Source organism: uncultured Polaribacter sp. (genome assembly GCF_947503855.1).
Classification (GTDB): Bacteria; Bacteroidota; Bacteroidia; order Flavobacteriales; family Flavobacteriaceae; genus Polaribacter.
Window position 1 is genome coordinate 115,416 of sequence record NZ_CANNFF010000001.1, and the last position, 17,701, is coordinate 133,116.

General features: G+C 30.6%; 15 protein-coding genes. 3 read left to right on the forward strand and 12 right to left on the reverse strand.

Annotated elements, in window-relative coordinates:
• Positions 1–165: 165 nt before the first annotated feature.
• From lepA to Q0662_RS00435, 3 genes are all read right to left on the reverse strand, one after another.
• On the reverse strand, positions 166–1,962 hold the full coding sequence (gene lepA / locus Q0662_RS00425) for a translation elongation factor 4 (RefSeq protein WP_298945931.1): 1,797 nt from the start codon (positions 1,960–1,962) through the stop codon (positions 166–168).
• Between the two features lie 115 nt (positions 1,963–2,077).
• Entirely contained in the window at positions 2,078–2,353 is a 276-nt protein-coding gene (locus Q0662_RS00430) for an EF-hand domain-containing protein (RefSeq protein ID WP_298945933.1), read from the reverse strand.
• Between the two features lie 43 nt (positions 2,354–2,396).
• Complete coding sequence (locus Q0662_RS00435) at positions 2,397–3,494, reverse strand: hypothetical protein (protein WP_298945935.1); 1,098 nt, start codon at positions 3,492–3,494, stop codon at positions 2,397–2,399.
• Between the two features lie 45 nt (positions 3,495–3,539).
• Between Q0662_RS00435 and Q0662_RS00440 the strand changes: the two genes are divergently transcribed.
• From Q0662_RS00440 to Q0662_RS00450, 3 genes are all read left to right on the forward strand, one after another.
• Positions 3,540–4,763, forward strand: coding sequence for a M28 family peptidase (locus tag Q0662_RS00440; RefSeq protein WP_298945937.1), 1,224 nt, complete (start codon positions 3,540–3,542; stop codon positions 4,761–4,763).
• A 10-nt stretch (positions 4,764–4,773) separates the two neighbouring features.
• Positions 4,774–5,775, forward strand: coding sequence for a tRNA dihydrouridine synthase DusB (dusB, locus tag Q0662_RS00445; RefSeq protein ID WP_298945939.1), 1,002 nt, complete (start codon positions 4,774–4,776; stop codon positions 5,773–5,775).
• A gap of 106 nt (positions 5,776–5,881) precedes the next feature.
• A complete protein-coding gene (locus Q0662_RS00450; RefSeq protein ID WP_298945942.1) occupies positions 5,882–6,184 on the forward strand; it encodes an HPF/RaiA family ribosome-associated protein in 303 nt (100 codons plus the stop codon).
• A 50-nt stretch (positions 6,185–6,234) separates the two neighbouring features.
• Here the strand turns inward: Q0662_RS00450 and Q0662_RS00455 are convergent, their stop codons facing one another.
• From Q0662_RS00455 to Q0662_RS00495, 9 genes are all read right to left on the reverse strand, one after another.
• The gene (locus Q0662_RS00455) at positions 6,235–7,440 is read right to left on the reverse strand and encodes an FtsX-like permease family protein (RefSeq protein ID WP_298945944.1); all 1,206 of its coding nucleotides are present in this window, start codon (positions 7,438–7,440) and stop codon (positions 6,235–6,237) included.
• 26 nt (positions 7,441–7,466) lie between these two features.
• Positions 7,467–7,862 carry a 30S ribosome-binding factor RbfA gene (rbfA, locus tag Q0662_RS00460; protein WP_298945946.1) on the reverse strand — a complete coding sequence of 132 codons (396 nt, stop codon included), beginning with the start codon at positions 7,860–7,862 and terminating at the stop codon, positions 7,467–7,469.
• Between the two features lie 271 nt (positions 7,863–8,133).
• Entirely contained in the window at positions 8,134–8,412 is a 279-nt protein-coding gene (locus Q0662_RS00465) for a hypothetical protein (RefSeq protein WP_298945948.1), read from the reverse strand.
• Between the two features lie 77 nt (positions 8,413–8,489).
• Positions 8,490–9,998, reverse strand: coding sequence for a F0F1 ATP synthase subunit beta (gene atpD / locus Q0662_RS00470; protein ID WP_298945950.1), 1,509 nt, complete (start codon positions 9,996–9,998; stop codon positions 8,490–8,492).
• Between the two features lie 174 nt (positions 9,999–10,172).
• On the reverse strand, positions 10,173–11,540 hold the full coding sequence (locus tag Q0662_RS00475) for an OmpA family protein (protein WP_298945953.1): 1,368 nt from the start codon (positions 11,538–11,540) through the stop codon (positions 10,173–10,175).
• A 114-nt stretch (positions 11,541–11,654) separates the two neighbouring features.
• The gene (gene kbl, locus Q0662_RS00480; RefSeq protein ID WP_298945955.1) at positions 11,655–12,848 is read right to left on the reverse strand and encodes a glycine C-acetyltransferase; all 1,194 of its coding nucleotides are present in this window, start codon (positions 12,846–12,848) and stop codon (positions 11,655–11,657) included.
• Between the two features lie 48 nt (positions 12,849–12,896).
• The gene (locus Q0662_RS00485) at positions 12,897–16,040 is read right to left on the reverse strand and encodes an exodeoxyribonuclease V subunit beta (protein ID WP_298945957.1); all 3,144 of its coding nucleotides are present in this window, start codon (positions 16,038–16,040) and stop codon (positions 12,897–12,899) included.
• A 75-nt stretch (positions 16,041–16,115) separates the two neighbouring features.
• Entirely contained in the window at positions 16,116–16,952 is an 837-nt protein-coding gene (locus Q0662_RS00490) for a ZIP family metal transporter (protein ID WP_298945959.1), read from the reverse strand.
• Positions 16,949–17,605 carry a metal-dependent transcriptional regulator gene (locus Q0662_RS00495; protein WP_298945961.1) on the reverse strand — a complete coding sequence of 219 codons (657 nt, stop codon included), beginning with the start codon at positions 17,603–17,605 and terminating at the stop codon, positions 16,949–16,951. The genes Q0662_RS00490 and Q0662_RS00495 overlap by 4 nt, the downstream gene beginning before the upstream one ends.
• Between the last annotated feature and the right edge of the window lie 96 nt (positions 17,606–17,701).

A 17,701-nucleotide genomic window follows, 5' to 3' on the forward strand; every position in this document is an offset into this window, starting at 1 on the left:
CAAATTTAGCCCTGATTGAAATGGCATCCTTTTTATGCTGAACTCGTTTCTGTATAAAAAGATATAATGGAAAGCAGGAAATAGCTTCAAAAAAAACCTTCTTGATTGCTCAAAAAGGTTTTAAATTATATATTTTATCTTAATTCTAAAATCTTGATTATTTTTCTAATCATTCAATTTTAAAACCGCCATAAATGCTTCTTGTGGTATTTCTACATTACCTACTTGACGCATTCTTTTCTTACCTTTTTTCTGTTTTTCTAACAGTTTACGTTTTCTAGAAATATCTCCACCATAACATTTTGCAGTTACGTCTTTACGTAAGGCTTTGGTTGTTTCTCTAGCAATAATTTTTGCACCAATTGCTGCCTGAATTGGAATATCAAACTGCTGTCTTGGAATTAAAGTCTTTAATTTTTCTACAATTTTTTTACCAATGGTATAGGCATTATCTGTATGTAATAATGCAGAAAGTGCATCTACAGTATCTCCATTTAATAAAATATCTACACGTACTAATTTAGATTCTTTCATACCAATTGGATGATAATCGAAAGAAGCATAACCCTTAGAAACGGTTTTTAATCGGTCGTAAAAATCGAATACAATTTCTGCCAAAGGCATTTCAAAAATTAACTCTACACGTTCTGTAGTTAAGTAGGTTTGGTTTATAATTTGCCCACGTTTTTCGATACACAAACTCATAACCTGCCCAACAAAATCAGATTTTGTTACAATAGAAGCTTTTATAAAAGGCTCTTCTACTCTATTTAATTTACTTGGTTCTGGTAAATCTGATGGATTGTTTACAATTATTGCTTCGTCTGGGTTTTTATTGGTGTACGCATAATAAGACACGTTAGGTACTGTAGTAATTACAGTCATGTTAAACTCTCGCTCTAAACGTTCTTGTATAATTTCCATGTGCAACATGCCTAAGAAACCACATCTAAAACCAAAACCTAGCGCTGCAGAACTTTCTGGTTGAAACACCAAAGAAGCATCATTTAATTGTAGTTTTTCCATAGAACTACGCAATTCTTCGTAATCCTCTGTATCTACCGGATAAATACCTGCAAAAACCATTGGTTTTACATCTTCAAAACCATCTATTAAATCTGAAGTTGGCTTTTCAAAATCGGTAATAGTATCTCCTACTTTTACTTCTTTTGCTGTTTTAATACCTGTAATTAAGTAACCAACATCTCCAGTTTTTATTTCTTTTTTAACAACTTGCGTTAATTTTAAAGTACCTACTTCATCTGCATTGTACTCTTTGTTTGTAGCCATAAATTTTATTTGCTGATTCTTTTTGATAGAACCATCAATAACTCTAAAATAGGTTTCTATACCTCTGTAAGAATTGTAAACAGAATCAAAAATTAAGGCTTTTAAAGGTGCATCAGGGTTTCCCTTAGGTGCAGGAACTCTTTCTATAATTGCTTTTAAAATATTATCTACACCAAAACCTGTTTTACCACTTGCGTGAATAACTTCTTCTGGATCGCAACCTAATAAATCTACAATATCATCTGTTACTTCTTCTGGGTTTGCACTTGGTAAATCTACCTTGTTTAAAACAGGAATAATTTCTAAATCATTCTCTAAAGCCAAGTATAAGTTAGAAATGGTTTGTGCTTGTATACTTTGAGCCGCATCTACAATTAGCAAAGCGCCTTCACAAGCTGCAATAGAACGTGAAACTTCATAAGAAAAATCTACGTGACCTGGAGTGTCTATTAAATTAAGAATATATTTTTCTCCATCCAACTCATAATCCATTTGAATGGCGTGCGATTTTATGGTAATGCCACGTTCGCGCTCCAAATCCATATTATCTAATAACTGATTTTGCTTTTCTCGTTCAGTTACAGAACCTGTATAATCTAACAATCTGTCTGCCAAAGTACTTTTACCATGGTCTATATGTGCGATTATACAAAAGTTTCTAATGTTTTTCATACTTCGTTTTCTAACTACTTTCAATTCGCAAAGATATGGTATTTACCACCCTTTACAAACAAAAAAAGTACAATGGATTTCATTGTACTTTTTGGTATCTATTTTTAATAAAAACTTATAAATCTCTTTCTAGTTCTGCAATAGCAACTTTAAATTCTTCCCAATTTATGGTGTCATCACTATTTGTATCATGGCCTTTTAATAATTCATTTGCTACAAAACCAGAGATAAAACCATTTATTTCTGCTGCTCTTAGCATTTTTTTAATTTCAAATTTGTTTAATCTGGCATCTTCATCAGAATCAAAAAAACGAAAAGCTTCTTCTGGTGAATCAAATTGATTGGTAATTAAAATTCTAATTTTTCTTAAAACATCTACTTTTATGCTCATATTTATTTTTTTTTGGTTGATGGCTTAAGTTAAGTAATTAAAATTAATCTTGCCATTCTGCGATAAATAAATTTGTATCACGCCCACCACCATTGTTTCTGTTTGACGAAAAAGCCAACTTTTTGCCATCATTAGAAAATACAGGGAAAGCATCAAACGTTTCTCCATGTGTTACTCTTTCTAAATTTTTCCCATCAATATCTATCAAATATAAATTAAAAGGAAAGCCTCTTTCTGCTTCAAAATTAGAAGAAAATAATATTTTTTTTCCTGAAGGATGAAAAAACGGACTCCAATTGGCATTGCCTAAATCTGTTAATTCACGTAATTCTGAACCATCTGCATTACAGATATACAATTCCATTTCTGTAGGTTCTACCAAACCTTCTGCTAACAAATCTTTGTAAGCTTTAATTTCTTCTTTGGTTTTTGGTCTAGAAGAACGAAAGATAATTTTTGTACCATCTGGGGAGAAAAATGCACCACCATCATAACCCAACTCATCTGTAATTTGTTTTACATCTGTACCATCAATGTTCATGGTATACAATTCTAAATCTCCACTTCTGGTTGATGTAAATACAATTTTATCGCCTTTTAGAGACACTGTCGGTTCAGCATCATAGCCTTTTTCATTGGTTAATTGTTTTACAATATTCCCTTCTAAATCTGCTACAAAAATGTCAAAACTATTATATACAGGCCAAATGTATTTTCCGTTTTTTCGCAAAGGTACTTCTGGGCAATTCTCATCTACCAAATGTGTAGATGCATAAATAATATGTTTGTTGTCTGGTAAAAAATACGCACAAGTTGTACGTCCTTTTCCTGTAGAAATCATAGGTGGCATTTTGTCTTTAAAGTTCTCATCTGCATTCATTAAAAACATTTGATCGCAACTAACATTCCAGTTTTTATAATTCGATTGAAATACCAATTGTTTATCATCAAAACTCCAATATGCCTCTGCATTATCGCCCCCAAAAGTTACCTGACGTAAGCTTTTAAAGTGTGTTTCTTCTGGATAAATTAAAGGGTTTTTGTTTACAAGCTTTTCTGTAATATTGGTTTCAGTTGATTTTTTATTGTTTTTACAAGAAAGTAATAAAAAGGCGATTAGTAGTGTAGAAAGAATTCTCATTTTCTGTTTTTATTAATTAACTTTGTAAAAATAATATTTATCGTTATGAGAAACATTCTATTTCTAGTTTTTTTATCAATTTTATTTTCTTGTAAATCAACTATTAACCAAGAAGAACGCATTAAAGAAGATGTTTCTTTTTTAGCTTCTGATGCTTTAGAAGGAAGACAGACAGGAACTGAAGGAGAAAAAAAAGCAGCCCACTATATTTCTAATCGTTTTATAGAACTAGAATTACAACCTAAGGGAACAAAAAAATACTTACAACCCTTTACATTTAAGCCAAAAACAAATCCACATGATGATGTTAAATTTGATGTAAATGGAGACGGAACCATTACAGGAAATAATGTAATTGGTTTTTTAAATAACAATGCAGAAAATACGGTAATTATTGGCGCACATTATGATCATTTAGGTTTTGGTGGCGAAGGTTCTTTATACAGAGATTCTATTAAAGCAGTACACAATGGTGCAGATGATAATGCATCTGGTGTTGCTATTCTGCTAAATTTAGCTGCCAAATTAAGAAAGAAAAATACTAGTAACAATTACTTATTTATGGCTTTTTCTGGAGAAGAAATGGGACTTTTAGGTTCTAATTACTTTGTTAAAAACCCAACAATAGATACCAAAAAAGTATCCTATATGATTAATATGGATATGGTTGGTAGGTTAAAAAAAGATAGTACCTTGGCTGTATACGGTACAGGAACTTCGCCCATTTTTAAACAGGTTTTAAAATCGCACAACAATAATTTTAAATTAATTCAGCAAGAATCTGGTGTGGGCCCAAGTGATCATACTAGTTTTTATTTAGCAGACATCCCTGTGTTGCACTTTTTTACGGGTCAGCATGAAGATTACCACAAGCCTAGTGACGATTCTGAAAAACTAAATTATAAAGGAATGGAAACCATTAGCAAATACATTTTTAACGTAATTACAGATTTGGATGATAATGGAAAACTTACTTTTAGAAAAACAAAAAACGAAAGTGAAGAAACTCCGCGTTTTAAAGTTGGTTTGGGGGTAATACCAGATTATTTATTTGATGGTCAGGGTATGAGAATTGATGGCATTTCTGAAGACAAACCTGCACAAAAAGCGGGTTTACAAAAAGGTGATATTGTAATACAGTTAGGAGATAGTATAGTAACCAATATGATGAGTTACATGCGTGCTCTATCTGTTTTTGAAAAAGGAGACAAAACAAAAGCGGTAGTTAAAAGAGGTTCTGAAACTTTAGAAAAAGAAATTAACTTTTAAAAAAAATATTTTGGCAAAAATAGGCAATATCCAACTTCCAGAATTTCCATTATTATTAGCACCTATGGAAGACGTCTCTGACCCACCTTTTAGAGCTTTGTGCAAAGAAAATGGTGCAGATGTTGTGTATACAGAATTTATTTCTTCTGAAGGTTTGATTAGAGATGCTGCCAAAAGTGTGATCAAATTAGATATCTACGAAAAAGAGCGTCCTGTTGGCATTCAGATTTTTGGGGCTAATTTAGATTCGATGCTAAAAACAATTGAGATTGTTGAGAAATCGAATCCAGATATAATTGACATTAATTTTGGTTGTCCTGTAAAAAAAGTAGTTTCTAAAGGTGCTGGTGCAGGTATTTTAAAAGATATCGATTTAATGGTTTCTCTTACAGAAGCTATGGTAAAACATACCAATTTGCCAATTACCGTAAAAACACGTTTGGGCTGGGATCACGATTCTATAAGAATTGTAGAAGTTGCAGAACGTTTGCAAGATGTGGGTTGTAAAGCCATTTCAATTCATGGTAGAACACGTGCACAAATGTACAAAGGCGATGCAGATTGGAAACCTATTGCTGCTGTAAAAAACAATCCAAGAATGCACATTCCTGTTTTTGGTAATGGTGATGTTACCACACCAGAAAGAGCCATGGAAATGCGCGATAAATATGGTTTAGATGGTGCTATGATTGGTAGAGCTGCTATTGGATATCCTTGGTTTTTTAACGAAGTAAAACACTTTTTTAAAACAGGAGAACATTTAGCAAAACCAACCATTACAGAAAGAACAGCTGTTGCCAGAAGACATTTACAAATGGCTATTGATTGGAAGGGAGAACATTTAGGTGTAGTAGAAACTAGAAGACATTATACCAATTACTTTAAAGGAATTCCTCATTTTAAAGAATATAGATTAAAAATGGTAACTTCTGATGATCCAAAGGATGTTTTTAGCGCTTTTGATGAAGTAGAAGCTAAATTTGGGAATGCTACCCTACCTGAAATTGGGTAATTTATTTTTCTAAAATATTCAGTTTTCTCTAAAAGGCTGATATTTATCATTTCTTTAGGCTCGAATATTAACTACTTTTAAATGTATAATTTAAAAATCGAGAATTATGAAAGTAGCTATTCAATTTGTAAACATACCAACTAGTGAATCTTTAGAAACTTACACCCAAGGAAAATTGGAAAATTTAGAAAAAAAATACGAAGACATTATTAATGTTACTGTATTTTTTAAAAGAGAAAATTCACCTAAAAAATTAGGCAGAATTTGCGAAATGGAATTAAGTCTTGCTGGTCCTAGAATTTTTGCATCATCTAACGAAAAAAATTACGAATTAGCTGTAAAACACACCATTAGCGATTTAGAAAAACAATTGAAAAAAAGAAAAGGCGTTCTTAAGCCTTATATGTAATTATGTATAGTTGTATCAATTCTGTATTGAAATTGAATACAGAATTGGTATTACTTTTCTACAAAACTTTTAGAAATTCTACTACTAGCAATTTTAGCTGCAATATATCCTAATAAAGTAATTGTTAAAAACACGATTAAAAAGTTGGTGAATCTTAACTCTACAGGATAGGCTAAATCTGGTACAATCATAAACAAACTAAATTTTTGTTGTAATAGTACTAAAACTATCCCTAGAAATAAACCTATACACATACCAATAAAGGTTAGTAAAAAACCTTGTAAAACAAATATTTTTTTTATCTCTTTTATAGTGGTTCCTAAGTTATAGAGTGTTTTTAGGTTGTGTTTTTTATCGATTATCATCATAATAATGGCACCAATTACATTGAATAATGCTATAATGACAATAAGTGTAAATATTAAATAAGAAACAAAATTTTCGGTATTAATTACCTTGTAAAAAACTTCGTTTAACTGTGCTTTGGTTTGTACTTTGTAACTATCACCTAACTCTTTTGATAATTGTTCTGCTACCTGGTTTGCTTTGGAAATATCTTTTAATTTTACCTCTATAGCAGTAACTTGATTATTTTTAAAACGGAGTAATTTTTTAGCTTCCACTAGAGATGTAAACACAAATTTACCCTCAAAATCTTCTGTACCAGAATAAATACCTACAATTTGTACGTTTATTTTATAAAACGGATTTCTAAGGTTTATAAAACCTTTACCAGGTTTTGGAACCATTATTTTTAAAGGCTCTCCATAATTAAGGGTTCCTAAAGAAAGTTTATTAGAAATGCCTCTACCAATGACAGCTGTATTGCTAAAATCTTGATACAACCACGAACCTACATACAGTGCAGAATCTAATTTAGAGATTTGTGTATAATTATCTTCAACACCTTTTATGTAAGCAATTTCTGTTTTTTCTTTGTATTCTAAAAAAACACGTTCTTCAATAACTTTTGTGGTTTCTTGTATAGAAGTATTGCTTAAAAGTATCTCAGAAAGTGCTTGAGTAATAAAAAAAGATTTTCCTTTTTGTGATGTAATTTTAATATCTGGGTCAGAAACATCTAATAAATTGTAACTAAAAGTTCTTAAACCAGAAAAACCAGATAGAATAATAAACAAGGCTAAAGAGCCTACAATGACACCAAAGGAAGAAATAATTGTTATAATATTGATAGCATTATTGCTAGTTTTTGAAAACAAGTATCTTTTAGCAATGTAAAAGGGAAAACTCTTCATATTGTTTTCTTTAGATACTTATAAAACTATCTTTTTTGACGTTTTGGTAATACCTCTGGGTTTTTAATTGGGTCTGCGTCTTTACCTTTTAAAGATTGATCTATTTCTTCGATATAATCTAACGTATCATCGCCAAAAAATAATAACTCTGGCATTCTACGTAATTGGTTTTTGGTTCTTTTTGCCATTTCATGACGAATTAAAGGCGTATTTGATTGTACTCCTGTAATAATTTCGTCTCTTTTTTCTGATGGAAAAATGCTTAAATATACTTTTGCAACTCCTAAATCTGAGGTTACATGTACTTTAGAAACAGAGATAATTACTCCTTTCATTCCATCTTGTGCTGCTTTTTGCAACACATCTACCAAGTCTTTTTGTAAAACTCCTGCAATTTTACGCTGTCTGTTTGTTTCTTCCATGGCACAAATTTACAATATTTTTACGGAGTATATATCTTATTTTTAATAGGCATACATCACCAAAGTTACGCATTTTTTTTTATTTAGTTTGGTAAATAAAACATCACAACAACCAACTATTTTTTTTGGGATATGAATTATTTAGTTTAGTATTCAATAGGGAAAGTCAAATAATACTTTCTAAAAGTAAAATATTTTTCTTGAAACTAAAAAACCTCAAAACAAATTGTTTTGAGGTTTTTTAGTTATTGAATGCTTTGTTAGCTAGGTATTAGTCAGCTAGTATCATTGCTTTATTATCATTTAATTCTAAAGTACCAGAGTTAATTTTTATAACTAATTTATCACTCATAGTTTCAAACTTTTCTTTAAACTTATCATCTAAAACAACGTTAGCTGCTTTTATAGCAATACGACCTTCAGTTAAATTAGCAACAATAGGTGCGTGATTATTTAATATTTGAAACTCACCATTAGTACCAGGAGCAGTAAAAGAATCTACCTCTGATGAAAATAATATAGCTTCTGGTGTAACTATTTCTAAAAACATATTTATTTAGTTTTTAGTTTTTAGCTTTTAGTCTTTCGTTATTATTTATAACTTGAAACTTAAAACTTAAAACTTGTTTATGCTTCTGCTAACATTTTTTCTCCAGCATCAATTGCATCTTGAATTGAACCTCTTAAGTTAAATGCTGCTTCAGGATATTTATCTAATTCACCATCCATAATCATATTAAAGCCTTTAATAGTATCTTTAATATCTACTAGAACACCAGGTATACCTGTAAATTGTTCTGCTACGTGGAATGGTTGAGATAAGAAACGTTGAACACGTCTTGCTCTATGTACTACTAATTTATCTTCTTCAGATAATTCTTCCATACCTAAAATAGCAATAATATCTTGTAATTCTTTATAACGTTGTAAAATTTCTTTTACTCTTTGTGCACAGTTGTAGTGCTCATCACCTAAAATATCTGCAGTTAAAATTCTAGAAGTAGAATCTAATGGATCTACTGCTGGATAAATACCTAATTCTGCAATTTTACGAGACAATACTGTTGTTGCGTCTAAGTGAGCAAATGTTGTTGCTGGTGCAGGGTCAGTTAAATCATCTGCAGGAACATATACTGCTTGTACAGAAGTAATAGAACCTTTTTTAGTTGATGTAATACGCTCTTGCATTGCACCCATTTCTGTTGCTAAAGTTGGTTGATAACCTACTGCAGAAGGCATACGCCCTAATAAGGCAGACACCTCAGAACCAGCTTGAGTAAATCTAAAGATATTATCTACGAAAAATAATACATCTTTACCTTGAGCGTCTCCTGCTCCATCTCTAAAATATTCTGCAATTGTTAAACCAGATAATGCAACTCTTGCACGTGCTCCAGGAGGTTCGTTCATTTGACCAAAAACAAATGTTGCTTTAGAGTCTTTCATACCAGGTTTGTCTACTTTAGACAAGTCCCATCCACCTTCTTCCATAGAATGCATAAAATCATCTCCGTATTTTATAATACCCGATTCTAACATTTCACGAAGTAAGTCATTTCCTTCACGAGTTCTTTCTCCAACACCTGCAAAAACTGATAAACCACCATGTCCTTTTGCAATGTTGTTAATTAATTCTTGTATTAAAACTGTTTTACCTACTCCTGCTCCACCAAATAAACCAATTTTACCACCTTTTGCATATGGTTCAATTAAGTCAATTACTTTAATACCTGTAAATAAAACTTCTGTAGAAACAGATAAATCTTCAAATTTTGGTGCAGATCTATGAATTGGTAAACCATCTTTACCTTCTTTTTTTAAGTTTCCTAAACCATCAATTGCATCTCCAGTTACATTAAATAAACGACCATAGATATCGTTACCTATAGGCATTTGAATAGGATTCCCTGTAGCAATTACTTCTGCTCCTCTACTAAGACCGTCAGTAGCATCCATAGAAATGGTTCTTACTGTATCTTCTCCAATATGTTGTTGTACTTCTAATACTAATGTAGAACCGTCAGCTTTTTTAATTTCTAATGAATCATAGATTTTAGGAAGCTCATTTTCTGTATTGAATTCAACATCAATTACTGGGCCAATAATTTGAGAAACTTTTCCTGTTGTTGTAGACATCTGTATCTAATTATAATTATTATTTGTATTTTGAGATTTAGCATCTCATTTTCAGCTTGCAAAGTTAATTCTTTTGATTGAATTTAAAAAAGTTTTTTTTATATAAACTGTAATATAAATTCATAAAAAAACCTCACCGAATTGGTGAGGTTTTTATTTAATATATTATTAAAACTATTTCTTGTTAGATACTTTAATAACAGCTCTTCTATTTTGAGCTCTACCAGCTCTAAATTTATTATCTGCAATTGGTTGTCCTTCTCCATGACCAATAGCTTCTAATCTTGTAGCATCTACTCCTTTTTTAACTAAATAATCTCTTACAGCAATTGCTCTTTTTTCTGAGATTCTTAAGTTTAATGGTGCAGAACCTAAACTATCAGTATGGCCTTCTATTATAAATGTAGCATTAGGGTTGTTGTTCATTACTTTACTTATTTCATCTAATTTTGAAGTAACCCCTGGTTTGAAAGAAGTTTTATCTAAGTTAAATAAAATTGCTTTAGAATAATTTTCTAAAGATGCTTCAGCTTCCTTAGTAATAACTGGTGCAGGACATCCGTTGTTAGACGCAACTCCTGCTTCGTTAACACATTTATCATCTTTGTCTAACACTCCATCTCCATCAGTATCTGGCCATGGGCAACCTCCATTTGCAACTGGACCTGCTTCGTTAGCACATTTATCATTTTTATTGATTACTCCATCTCCATCTGAATCTGGACAACCTTTGTTAGCTTTAGTTCCTTTTTCATTTGGACACATGTCATCCTTATCAGCAACACCGTCTCCATCAGCATCTGGACAACCGTTCATAGCGGCTAAACCTGCAACATTAGGACAAGCATCATCAGAATCTTTGATTCCATCGCCATCAGCATCTGGACAACCATTGAATTCTTCTAATCCTGCAACCTCTGGACAAGCATCAAATTTATCGTATATTCCATCTCCATCAGTATCTTTTCCACCAAATTTTATAACTAAACCTAATGAGTGTTGCCAATGATCTTGAACTATGTCATCAAAACCATGTCTAGCTCCTGTATGAAAATTTAAACCTAAATTTTCGTTAAACCAAAAATTAGCACCTGCTCCAAAAGTTAGCATTCCTGCTCCTTCAGAGTCAACAGAAACATAAGCTCCTCCTAAATGAACATAAGGATCGAACCAAGCTGTCTCACCAATTAATCTGTTTACATCATATTTAACTGATGCATCCAAAGCCCAGTATAAAAAATCTGAATCATTTACATTTCTAACTGTTTCAATTTTGTTTAAAGATCCTGCAAGTTGTAAAGAAAAACCTTTTTCTAAGTATTTCTCAGCAGAGATTCTAGAAATAGAAGGTAATACATTCCAGTCTTCATCAGCCCCTAGTAAATCATTAAAGTGGTCTCCATCTGTAACAGAAGTAAAAATAAAGTCCACAGCATTAACACCAAAGCCTACAGCGAATGGGTTGTTTTCATCTTGTGCATTTACGTTGCTAATTGTTACCAACGCAAACAAAGCTATCACAGCTAATTTTAATCGTTTCATTATCAAATTTTTAAATTAAAAGTTTGTTATTTTAAAGGCAAAAGTAAGTTGTTAAAACTTATCTGCAAAATCAAATCTACAAAAAGTTAAAAAAAAACACAAATTTTACAGTTCTTATATTATTTTTAATTCTTTTCCTACTTTGATAAAAGCGTTTATAGCTTTATCTAAATGTGCTTTATTATGTGCTGCAGAAAGTTGTACTCGTATTCTTGCTTTTTCTTTAGGAACCACCGGAAAAAAGAAACCTATTACATAAATACCTTCATTTAAGAGTTTATTTGCCATAGTTTGAGAGAGTTTTGCATCATATAACATAACCGGCACAATAGCAGCATCTGCCCCAACTAAATCGAAACCTGCTTTTTCCATTTCTGTTCTAAAGTAGTTTGTATTCCATTCTAATTTATCTCGTAAAGTTGTATCATTTGCTATTAAATCAAATACTTTTAGAGAAGCCCCAACAATTGCAGGTGCTAAAGAATTAGAAAATAAATAAGGTCTAGAACGTTGTCTTAGAATTTCTATAATTTCTTTCTTACCAGTAGTATAACCACCCATAGCACCACCTAGAGCTTTTCCTAAGGTCCCTGTTACGATATCTACTCGATCCATTACATTTTTTAATTCTACAGTTCCACGACCTGTTTTACCAATAAAACCTGTTGCATGACATTCATCTACCATTACCAAAGCATCATATTTGTCTGCTAAATCACAAATTTCATCTAGTTTTGCTACAATTCCATCCATAGAAAAAACTCCATCTGTAACAATAATTTTAAATCGATGATTTTGTTTATTGGCTTCAATTAACTGTTCTTCTAAAGAAGTCATATCGTTATTATTATAACGATAACGTGCAGACTTACAAAGACGAACCCCATCTATTATTGAAGCATGATTTAAACTATCTGAAATTATAGCATCTTCTTTTGTTAAAAGTGGTTCAAAAACACCCCCATTGGCATCAAAACAAGCCGCATACAAAATGGTATCTTCTGTAGTATAAAAGTTGGCAATTTTTTGTTCTAATTGTTTATGAATATCTTGTGTACCACAAATAAAACGAACTGAGGACATACCAAAACCATGTGAATCTAAAGTGTCTTTTGCAGCTTGAATAACTTCTGGATGATTAGATAACCCTAAATAATTATTGGCACAAAAATTAATTACTTCTTCTCCTGTAGAAATTTTAATAACTGCATCTTGTGAAGATGTAATAATTCTTTCAGATTTATACAAACCTGCTTCCTCAATTTCTTGAAGTTGTTTTTTTAAAGTATCTTTAATTTTTCCGTACATTTTTTATCAATTTAACAAATGCAAAGTTACAAAGTTTATTTTCTTTAGTTAAACCTCAACAATATCAATTTTATCATTTAGATAAATTAATATTTTTTTCTCCACTTCAAAATCCATAGATTTTAGTATTCTTTCGTATTTTAATAGTTGTTGATGATGTTCTTTAGAAGGATTTCCGGTTTTGTAATCTATAATTACAACATTATCACCAGAAAAAACCAACCTATCTGGAATGATAATTTGATTGTCTACATCTACAATTTCTCTTTCGTTGAAAACAGTAACATCCTTAGAAAAATAATTTGCTAGTTTTGGATGACTTACAAGACTATTTATTAATTCTTTTAAAAAACTTAATTGATTCTCATTTATAAAACCTTGCTGATGGTATTGTTTCAAAACATTATCAACATCTGATTTTATATATATTTTTGATAAAATTTCATGAAATAAATTTCCAAAATCGATAGCTTTTCCTTGAGTTGTATTCCATAATTTAGAGGCACTTGCCAATAAAACTATATGGTGCTCTTGCCAAGGAGTAGAAATAAATTTTTGGTGAATTTCTGTACTAGATATTTCTTTTTCTTTCTTTTTTATTCTTTTAACATCTCCAAAAGTATATTCTAAACGATTTTCTTGCCAAAGATTTTGCTCTTTTAAGTAATTGATAAAAATACCTGAATAATGATTTAAATTTTCTACACCTTTTGATGAAATTTTGTTTTCTGTAATCACATACAATTGCTCTACAGCTCTAGTTAATGCAACATATAATAAGTTAAAATTATCTAGTTCTAACTCTTCTCTTTGCAGATTATAAAGCTCTAAACCTCTTTCATTTATTAATGAAATATCTTTTTTAAAGTCGATTAAAAGTTCTTTAAAATTATAATTGTCTGGCAAACTATTAAACCATACTTTGGGGTTAATTTGATTATATATATCTACATCACAAGGAAAAATAACAACAGGAAACTCTAATCCTTTAGATTTATGAATGGTCATAATTTGAACAGCATCTGAATTTTCTGAAGCCACAATGCTTAATTTGTCCTTTTTAAGATTCCAAAAATCTAAAAAATCTCCAATGTCTGTTGCTTTTCTTTGCTGTTCTAAAACAACATCTAAAAAAAACTGAATATAAGCATTTGAGGAGTTTACCAAATGAAAGCCTCTAATAATTTCTTCAATTTTTTCGTAAAAAGGGATTGCCTGAAAAACCTTAAAATCGAAAGATATTCCAAATGTTTTTAATGCTGTAAAAATTTCAGTGTTTGAATATTTGATAAAATTATTAAAAAAATCACTTTTTGATTCTTTTACCTTTAAATGATCATATAAAAAATATAAAACTTCAAACCTTTTTTCTTGGTCGTTTGCATTTTGTATAATTTCTAGAATATTAATAATAAACTTAATAGTAGCATTGTTATTAAGTAACAAAGTTTCAGACGAAACAATAGAAACACCTTTCTCTGAAAGGTAATCTGCTAGTGCAATTCCGTCTTTTTTTGTTCTTGTTAAAACACAAATTTCATTTAAATAAAAATCATCTTTTAAAGCGTCTATTTGTGCGAATACTTTTCTTGGATATTTTAGTTTCTCATCTTCTCTATCATCTTCTTTATCTAAAAAAGACAACGATACAAAACCTCCTTTTTTAGTATTTTCTAATTGAGTGTTTCCTTCTAAAAACAGATTCCTATAAGAAGTATTTTGAAGAAAATTAGCAGTATGCTGAAAAAACGAATTATTAAAATTAATAATTTCTGAAAAACTCCTAAAATTGGTTTCTAAATTTTGTTTGTTTTTAGCTACTTGAAACGGATTTTTTTCTCCAGAACCTAACTCGATAAATTGTTCTGCTTTTCCGCCTCGCCATCTATAAATGGCTTGTTTACCATCACCAACCAAGAGTAATTTGCTGTTTTCTTGCGCCAAGGCATTATCTATTAACGGAATTAAATTTTGCCATTGCAACACAGACGTATCTTGCATTTCATCTATAAAATAATGCTGAAAACGTTGCCCAATCCTTTCGTAGATAAAAGGTGCTGGTTGGTCTTTAATATTATCTGAAATTAGTTGATTAAACTCTGCATTTAGCCGAATATTATTATCTTCTTTAATTGTATTTAGCTCAGAATTTATATTATTTAAAACTGCTAAAGGTATAATGCTTTTTAAGGTGATTTTATTTAATAAATAGTTAGAAAATGTTTTATTATATAAATCTTTAGATTGATAATAATAATCTTTAAGATTTTCTGAAACACCATCTATAACATCTTTAATTTGTGCGTCAGTTTTTGCCGCATAGAGATTTTTTGATTCTTCTATGGTTTTGTTTAAACGTCCATCAAACTTTAAGTCGTTACTTTTTAAAAATTTTAAGTTACCTAGTTTTATAAAGTGTTTTGGATATTCGCCTGAATAACTAAAATCTGAATTATCGATACCATTATCTGCTATAAACTTTAAAACCTCATCAGATAAAATCTTATACTCTTGCTCAATTTTAGCATTTGCTTCTTGCAATTTATTTTTTAGGCTGAAAAAGTCTTCTAATTCTTTATCGGCTAATTCTCTAAAATGTTTTACATCATCTTCGTTTAATAAAATTCTAGCAAAATTGTTCAGATCTTTAGAAATATCCCAAGATTTGTCATCATCTATTTTATCTAAAGAATAATCTATTAACAAGTTGGTCAATTTTTTATCTGTTCCAATTTTAGAAAGCAAAACATCTACAGCTTCGTTTAAAAGAGAAACAGCATCCATTTCTACTTCAAAATTTAGTGGTAACCCTAAATCATATGCAAAATTTTTGATGACTTTATGCGTAAAACTATCTATAGTAGTTATCGAAAAAGCAGCATAATTTTGCAAGATAGCTTCTAGTATTTTTTTACTACGTTCTTTTACAGTTGCTTTATCTAAAGTGGTTTCTTCTAAAATTTTGGCATATATATCTGTGGTGTTTCCATTAGAAATTTCTTCTAAATTATATAACACACGTTCTTTCATTTCGCCAGCTGCTTTGTTGGTAAAGGTAACTGCCAATACTTTTTGAAAATCAAAAATATCTTCTGTAGTTAGTAATACTTTTAAATACTCTTTTACAAGTGTAAATGTTTTACCACTTCCTGCAGAAGCATTGTAAACCTGAAAAGTTGATTGTTTTTGCACAGAATTATTTTTACTGCAAAATACAAAAAGCCAAACAGTTTTTGTTTGGCTTTCTGATTATTTTTTTACTAGATACTATCCTAACCCTACATCTAAAGACATCATTACAATAAAACCACCTATAAAACCAAGTGTAGCAATATCTGTGTATTTGTCTCTCTGTGTTTCTGGTATTACTTCTTCTACAACTACAAAAATCATTGCACCAGCTGCAAACGCCAAAGCATAAGGTAAAATTGGTGTAAAAAATGATACTGCTAGGGCACCTAAAACTGCAGCAATTGGCTCTACAATTGCAGATAGTTGACCATACCAAAAACTTTTAAATCTAGCCATACCTTGTCTTCTTAAAGGCATTGCTACTGCAAAACCTTCTGGAAAATTCTGAATTCCAATACCAATTGCTAAAGAAATGGCCGCAATAATCATTTCTGCTTGTTCTACACCCACCAAAGTAGAAGCAGCTCCAAACAATACACCTACAGCTAAACCTTCTGGAATGTTGTGTAAAGTAATTGCTAAGACTAACAATGTAGTTCTATGTAAATCTGTTTTTACACCTTCTTTTTCATTTTCTTTAAAATTAATGTGTAAATGAGGTAAAATTTTATCCATTCCAAAAAGTGCAATGGCACCTAAAGCAAAACCAATGGCAGATGGCAATACTTTTACAAAACCTTCTCCAGGACTGTTTTCTATAGCTGGCGCTAATAAACTCCAAAAACTTGCAGCAACCATTACACCTCCAGTAAAACCTAGCATACCATCTAAAACAGCCCTGTTCATTTTCTTAAAGAAAAATACCAAAGCAGCTCCTGCTGCTGTTAAACCCCAGGTAAAAAGCGATGCATATAAGGCTGCTAAAATTGGGTGCTCTTTGCCAAACTCGACTAATTGACTAAATAAACTCATGATTTTTGAATGTATAAATTGTTTGCTATTTTATTAGAAATAGATAACTTCTTATTTTCTATTAAAATTGATAGAGAATTATCAAACTCTTCTTTGTCTAAAACTGTTATTTTTTTACCAAGTTTGATGCCTTTTTTGTCTAAAAATTGTAAAAATTCTGATGAGGAATCATTTACACCTACACAAATTCCGCATTCATTTTTTAATAAAGTAGATAGCAAACTTTTTTCTATGGTTTTTAAATTTCCATCTGCATCTGGTATTGGATCTCCATGAGGATCATGTGTTGGAAAACCTAAAAAACTATCTAACTGATGGATTAATTTAGGAGATTTAATATGTTCTAACTGCTCTGCAACATCATGCACTTCATCCCAAGAAAAATTTAATTTTTCTACTAAAAAAACTTCCCACAACCTGTGTTTTCTCACAATATTTGCGGCTGTTTTTTTACCAAAACCTGTTAATGTAACCCCTTTATATTTTTTATAAGCCAATACTTTTTTATCAGATAATTTTTTAATCATGTCTGTTACAGAAGAGGCTTTGGTTTGTAATTGATTAGAAATTGCATTGGTACTTATACCATTGCTAGTTTCTAATGATAAATGATAGATTGTTTTTAAATAATTCTCTTCAGAAAGTGTAAACATTATAAAAAAATTGTGCTACAAATATATACTTTTTATTTAAATGAAAACATATTTTTAGATAAGACTAAAAATATAATTACATTTGTAAAAATATTA

Coding starts and splice junctions, on each gene's coding strand:
- lepA (WP_298945931.1), bottom strand. CDS start 1,962: ATGAAAAACATTAGAAACTTTTGTATAATCGCACATATAGACCATGGT.
- Q0662_RS00430 (WP_298945933.1), bottom strand. CDS start 2,353: ATGAGCATAAAAGTAGATGTTTTAAGAAAAATTAGAATTTTAATTACC.
- Q0662_RS00435 (WP_298945935.1), bottom strand. CDS start 3,494: ATGAGAATTCTTTCTACACTACTAATCGCCTTTTTATTACTTTCTTGT.
- Q0662_RS00440 (WP_298945937.1), top strand. CDS start 3,540: ATGAGAAACATTCTATTTCTAGTTTTTTTATCAATTTTATTTTCTTGT.
- Q0662_RS00450 (WP_298945942.1), top strand. CDS start 5,882: ATGAAAGTAGCTATTCAATTTGTAAACATACCAACTAGTGAATCTTTA.
- Q0662_RS00455 (WP_298945944.1), bottom strand. CDS start 7,440: ATGAAGAGTTTTCCCTTTTACATTGCTAAAAGATACTTGTTTTCAAAA.
- rbfA (WP_298945946.1), bottom strand. CDS start 7,862: ATGGAAGAAACAAACAGACAGCGTAAAATTGCAGGAGTTTTACAAAAA.
- Q0662_RS00465 (WP_298945948.1), bottom strand. CDS start 8,412: ATGTTTTTAGAAATAGTTACACCAGAAGCTATATTATTTTCATCAGAG.
- atpD (WP_298945950.1), bottom strand. CDS start 9,998: ATGTCTACAACAACAGGAAAAGTTTCTCAAATTATTGGCCCAGTAATT.
- Q0662_RS00475 (WP_298945953.1), bottom strand. CDS start 11,540: ATGAAACGATTAAAATTAGCTGTGATAGCTTTGTTTGCGTTGGTAACA.
- kbl (WP_298945955.1), bottom strand. CDS start 12,848: ATGTACGGAAAAATTAAAGATACTTTAAAAAAACAACTTCAAGAAATT.
- Q0662_RS00490 (WP_298945959.1), bottom strand. CDS start 16,952: ATGAGTTTATTTAGTCAATTAGTCGAGTTTGGCAAAGAGCACCCAATT.
- Q0662_RS00495 (WP_298945961.1), bottom strand. CDS start 17,605: ATGTTTACACTTTCTGAAGAGAATTATTTAAAAACAATCTATCATTTA.